Origin of the sequence: Citrobacter sp. S55_ASV_140 (genome assembly GCF_018919505.1) — a bacterium.
Taxonomy (GTDB): Bacteria; Pseudomonadota; Gammaproteobacteria; order Enterobacterales; family Enterobacteriaceae; genus Citrobacter; species Citrobacter werkmanii.
Map to the genome: position 1 here is coordinate 1 of NZ_JAHLQZ010000235.1, position 5,403 is coordinate 5,403.

Annotated in this window: 5 protein-coding genes; 2 read left to right on the plus strand and 3 right to left on the minus strand. The window is 53.8% G+C overall.

Annotated elements, in window-relative coordinates:
* Both KQJ18_RS21220 and cdaR read left to right on the plus strand, forming a co-directional pair.
* Positions 1-681 (plus strand): PDZ domain-containing protein (locus KQJ18_RS21220; protein ID WP_216422674.1); only part of this gene is annotated, 681 nt, incomplete at its 5' end.
* Between the two features lie 147 nt (positions 682-828).
* Positions 829-1,986, plus strand: a complete 1,158-nt coding sequence (gene cdaR, locus KQJ18_RS21225; RefSeq protein ID WP_038637395.1) for a DNA-binding transcriptional regulator CdaR — start codon at positions 829-831, stop codon at positions 1,984-1,986.
* Between the two features lie 83 nt (positions 1,987-2,069).
* Here cdaR and KQJ18_RS21230 read toward each other — a convergent pair whose 3' ends face one another.
* From KQJ18_RS21230 to glnD, 3 genes are all read right to left on the minus strand, one after another.
* Positions 2,070-2,456, minus strand: coding sequence for a DUF3461 family protein (locus KQJ18_RS21230; protein ID WP_003018562.1), 387 nt, complete (start codon positions 2,454-2,456; stop codon positions 2,070-2,072).
* 109 nt (positions 2,457-2,565) lie between these two features.
* Entirely contained in the window at positions 2,566-3,390 is an 825-nt protein-coding gene (gene dapD / locus KQJ18_RS21235; protein ID WP_006686779.1) for a 2,3,4,5-tetrahydropyridine-2,6-dicarboxylate N-succinyltransferase, read from the minus strand.
* A gap of 31 nt (positions 3,391-3,421) precedes the next feature.
* Positions 3,422-5,403 (minus strand): bifunctional uridylyltransferase/uridylyl-removing protein GlnD (glnD, locus tag KQJ18_RS21240; protein ID WP_216422677.1); only part of this gene is annotated, 1,982 nt, incomplete at its 5' end.

Consider the following 5,403-nt stretch of genomic DNA (forward strand, 5'->3'; position numbering starts at 1 on the left):
GGGATTAACACCGCGATCCTCGCGCCGGACGGCGGTAATATCGGGATCGGTTTTGCAATCCCAAGCAACATGGTGAAAAACCTGACCTCGCAGATGGTTGAGTTCGGCCAGGTTAAACGTGGCGAGCTGGGCATCATGGGTACCGAGCTGAGCTCTGAGCTGGCGAAAGCGATGAAAGTTGACGCCCAGCGTGGCGCATTCGTCAGCCAGGTCATGCCGAACTCTTCCGCAGCGAAAGCGGGTATTAAAGCCGGGGATGTGATTACCTCCCTGAACGGTAAACCTATCAGCAGCTTTGCCGCACTGCGTGCGCAGGTGGGAACTATGCCGGTAGGCAGCAAAATTAACCTTGGCCTGCTGCGCGACGGTAAGCCTGTTACTGTGAATCTGGAACTGCAGCAGAGCAGCCAGACCCAGGTTGATTCCAGCTCTATCTTCAAAGGCATTGAAGGTGCCGATATGAGCAACAAGGGCCAGGACAAAGGGGTTGTGGTAAGTGACGTGAAACCGAATTCTCCGGCTGCACAGATTGGCCTGAAGAAAGGGGATGTGATTATCGGTGCTAACCAGCAACCGGTGAAAAATATCGCCGAACTGCGCAAAATTCTCGACAGCAAACCCGCTGTACTGGCGCTGAACATTCAGCGTGGCGACAGCTCCATCTATCTGTTGATGCAGTAATCTCCCTCAACCCCTTCCTGCACAGGAAGGGGTTTCTTTTTGTGATACCTCCCACAACTCCATACTTCTCTCTTCCGCTTTGTGCATTTGCACAATGTTGTCGCTTGTTATCTTCCTTATGCTTGAGCTCTGCTCACAGGAGGGTTTATGGCTGGCTGGCATCTTGATACCAAAATGGCGCAGGATATCGTGGCGCGTACCATGCGCATCATTGATACCAATATCAACGTAATGGATGCCCGTGGGCGGATAATCGGCAGCGGCGATCGCGAACGAATTGGTGAATTGCACGAAGGCGCGCTGCTGGTGCTTTCTCAGGGGCGGGTGGTCGATATTGACGATGCGGTCGCACGGCATTTACACGGTGTGCGACAGGGGATCAATCTGCCGCTGCGTCTTGACGGCGAAATCGTTGGCGTTATCGGTCTTACCGGCGAACCGGAACATCTGCGCAAATACGGCGAATTGGTATGTATGACCGCCGAAATGATGCTGGAACAGTCGCGTCTGATGCATCTTTTAGCCCAGGACAGCCGTCTGCGCGAAGAATTGGTGATGAACCTGATTCAGGCGGAAGAAAATACCCCAGCGCTAATGGAATGGGCGCAGCGTTTAGGCATCGATTTGAACCAGCCGCGCGTGGTAGCGGTAGTCGAAGTCGACAGCGGTCAGCTTGGTGTTGACAGCGCGATGGCTGAACTACAGCAATTACAGAATGCGTTGACCACGCCAGAGCGTAATAATCTGATTGCGATTGTTTCCCTGACGGAGATGGTGGTGCTGAAACCCGCGCTCAATCAGTTTGGCCGCTGGGATGCCGAAGATCATCGCAAGCGCGTTGAACAGCTCATTGCCCGGATGAAAGAGAACGGACAGCTGCGTTTTCGCGTCTCGCTCGGCAACTATTTTACCGGACCTGGCAGCATTGCCCGTTCGTATCGTACGGCGCGTACCACCATGATGGTCGGTAAGCAGCGGATGCCGGAAAGCCGAAGCTATTTCTATCAGGATCTGATGCTGCCGGTACTGCTGGACAGCCTGCGCGGCGGCTGGCAGGCCAATGAGCTGGCGCGTCCGTTGGTACGGTTAAAAGCAATGGATAACAACGGCTTGCTGCGTCGGACATTAGCGGCATGGTTTCGGCATAACGTTCAGCCGCTGGCGACCTCAAAAGCCTTGTTTATTCATCGCAATACGCTGGAGTATCGCCTGAATCGTATTTCAGAACTGACCGGGCTGGATTTGGGGAATTTTGACGACAGGCTGCTGCTGTATGTGGCATTGCAGTTAGATGAGCAGCATTGATTGCCTGATGGTGCGACGCTTATCAGGCAAAATGCCGGGTGGCGGCTTCGCCTTACCCGGCCTACGAATACATCCACTCGCGGTTATTTACGCGTCAGTTTTTCCAGATCGGCTTCAATTTCGCTGATCTTGTTGGTCACGACGCTTTCCAGATGACGTAAATCATCGAGGATCTTACGTTTAAGATCGACTTCGCTGCGATCGCGCTGGCAGATCTGATCCAGTTCATCGATCACATAGCGCAGGTTGGGGCTGATCTCCTGCACTTCTTTATAACCCTGGCCGACGCCATCGGCGACAACCGTTTTACGCTGGCGGGGATATTTGAACTTCACGCTCTTGGCAAAAAACTCGCCTTTATCCTTCTGGAAATAGATTTTCAGGATATCGTTGTTGGCTTCTTGCCGCAGGCTGTAACGATCGATCTCTTCAGGATTAGTAATGCCCAGACTTTTCAGATTGTCATACATAGCGGTACCCTTAAGCTCACTATAACCATTGAATAATTAACGAAAAGCCTTGTTTACGCCACTCGCAGATGTAAAAAAAGCGGGCTAAGCCCGCTTTTTCAAATTGCTGTTAGTCGATGGTGCGTAACAGTTCGTTGATTCCCACTTTGCCACGCGTTTTGGCATCAACCTTCTTCACTATCACCGCGCAGTACAGGCTGTATTTGCCATCTTTCGACGGCAGGTTGCCGGAGACGACAACGGAGCCCGCCGGAACGCGGCCATAATGTACTTCGCCCGTTTCGCGATCGTAAATACGGGTGCTCTGGCCGATGTACACGCCCATGGAGATAACGGAGCCTTCTTCGACGATCACACCTTCTACGACTTCAGAACGCGCGCCGATGAAGCAGTTGTCTTCAATGATGGTCGGGTTAGCCTGTAACGGCTCCAGTACGCCGCCAATGCCAACGCCGCCGGACAAGTGTACGTTTTTACCGATTTGCGCACAGGACCCGACTGTCGCCCAGGTATCAACCATCGTACCTTCATCAACATAAGCGCCGATGTTCACGTAAGACGGCATCAGCACGGTGTTACGGGCGATAAACGCGCCCTGACGTACTGCCGCAGGCGGCACCACGCGGAAACCTTCTTTCTGAAAACGCGCTTCGTCATAGTCGGCGAATTTCATCGGCACTTTATCGAAGTAACGGCTTTCCGCACCATCGATAACCTGATTATCGTTAATACGAAAAGAGAGCAGGACCGCTTTTTTCAGCCACTGATGCGTGACCCACTGACCCTCAATCTTTTCTGCGACGCGCAGAGCACCGGAATCCAGTAAAGAAATAACCTGATTCACCGCTTCGCGGGTTACGGTATCCACATTTGCCGGAGTAATGTCGGCACGGCGCTCGAAAGCGGATTCAATAACGTTCTGTAACTGCTGCATTGTTAAACTCTTTCCATAATAAATAAAAACATCACCCTTTATCGTTTGGATTGAGGGCCTCTGTCAACCGTTGATGCACTTCCTGCTGCAGCTCATTATTAAGGGCGCGCCGGTCGGCGGTGGCGATTATGAATAAATCTTCTACTCGCTCGCCAATTGTTGTAATTCGGGCGCCATGCAGCGAAATTCCCAGATCGGCAAAAATCTGCCCGACCCGCGCCAGCAGTCCTGGCTGGTCGAGAGCGATAAGCTCGAGGAATGATTTTCGATCGGTATGGGTCGGCAGAAAAGTCACTTCGGTATCGACGGTAAAATGGCGTAATTTTGCCGGCTGGCGACGCGGTTGCGGCGGTTGCCAGCTACGCTGAGTGATCGCCTGTTCCAGCCCAAAACGGATCGCTTCGTGTCGGTCTGACGACAGCGGGCTACCGTCCGGCTCCAGCACAATGAATGTATCCATCGCCATTCCATCGCGGGTGGTGAAAATCTGCGCATCGTGGACGCTCAGATTACGCCGATCCAGCTCGGCGCAAACGGCGGCAAACAGATACGGGCGATCCGGACTCCAGATAAAGATTTCCGTTCCTCCACGCGTTGCCTGTGGGCTAAGCAGAATGAGCGGCTCTTTGAGGTCATGTTGTAAGAGATGACGCGCATGCCAGGCCAGTTGATTTGGACTGTGGCGCACGAAATAGTTTGCCCGACAGCGTGACCAGATATGGTGCAGCGCTTCTTCATCAATGTTATCCATCCGCAATAACGCCAGCGCCTGAAGCTGATGGTGACGCACGCGCTCGCGCATATCCGGCGTGTTTTGCATCCCACGACGTAGCTGTTTTTCCGTGGCAAAGTACAGCTCGCGCAGCAGGCTTTGCTTCCAGCTATTCCACAGCGTTTCGTTGGTGGCGCAAATATCCGCGACGGTCAGGCACACCAAAAAGCGCAGGCGGTGTTCCGTTTGCACTTCTTCGGCGAATTGCTTAATCACTTCGGGATCCTGAATATCGCGACGTTGAGCGGTTACTGACATCAGTAAATGCTGGCGCACCAGCCACACGATCAGCTGTGTTTCGCGGGAGTTCAGGCCGTGCAGTTCGGCGAATTTGAGTACGTCCTGAGCACCGAGAACCGAATGATCGCCACCGCGGCCTTTGGCGATATCATGGAACAAAGCGGCAATCAGAATCAGCTCCGGCTGCCGCAGGCGCGGCCACAGATCCACACACAGCGGATGGCGCTGGCGGGTCTCTTCGTTGGCAAAACTTTCCAGCTTGAGCATCACGCGGATGGTGTGTTCATCTACCGTATAGGCATGAAACAGGTCAAACTGCATTTGGCCGACAATATGCGACCATTGCGGCATATAGGCCCACAATACGCTGTGGCGATGCATCGGCAGCAGGCCGCGGCTCACCGCGCCCGGATGGCGTAACATGCTGAGAAACAGCGAGCGCGCTTCCGGGATGTAGCATAACGGCTGCGTTAAATGACGGCGGGCATGGCGCAGATGGCGCAGCGTGGTGGAGTAAATCCCGCTGATTGCGCTGTTACGCACCATGATGTAAAACATCCGCAATATCGCTTCGGGTTTACGGATAAACAGGTCATCGCTGCGCAGATCAATCAAGGAGCCGCGCAGTTGAAAGTCGTCATCAATCGGACGCGGCTTTTCGTCGGCGGGCATGGCGAGGATCGCCTCGTCGAACAGCTGCAACAGCATGTGGTTCAGTTCGCTGACCCGTCGCGTAACGCGGAAATAGTCTTTCATCATCCGCTCGATTGGCTCGTTGCCCTCACCGCCGTAGTTTAGCCGTTGGGCTACGCTGAGCTGACGATCAAACAGCAGGCGGTTATCGTAACGACTCACGATCAGGTGCAGAGCAAAGCGTATGCGCCACAGGATATGCAAGCATTCATTCAGCTCGGCACGCTCCGCCAGCGTCAAAAAACCAAAACCAACCATTTCATCCAGCGACGTGGCGCCAAAATGGCGGCGGGCGACCCATTGTAGAG

Bases quoted from the DNA above. Each gene is read 5' to 3' on its own strand.
- cdaR (WP_038637395.1), top strand. From the start codon at position 829: ATGGCTGGCTGGCATCTTGATACCAAAATGGCGCAGGATATCGTGGCG.
- KQJ18_RS21230 (WP_003018562.1), bottom strand. From the start codon at position 2,456: ATGTATGACAATCTGAAAAGTCTGGGCATTACTAATCCTGAAGAGATC.
- dapD (WP_006686779.1), bottom strand. From the start codon at position 3,390: ATGCAGCAGTTACAGAACGTTATTGAATCCGCTTTCGAGCGCCGTGCC.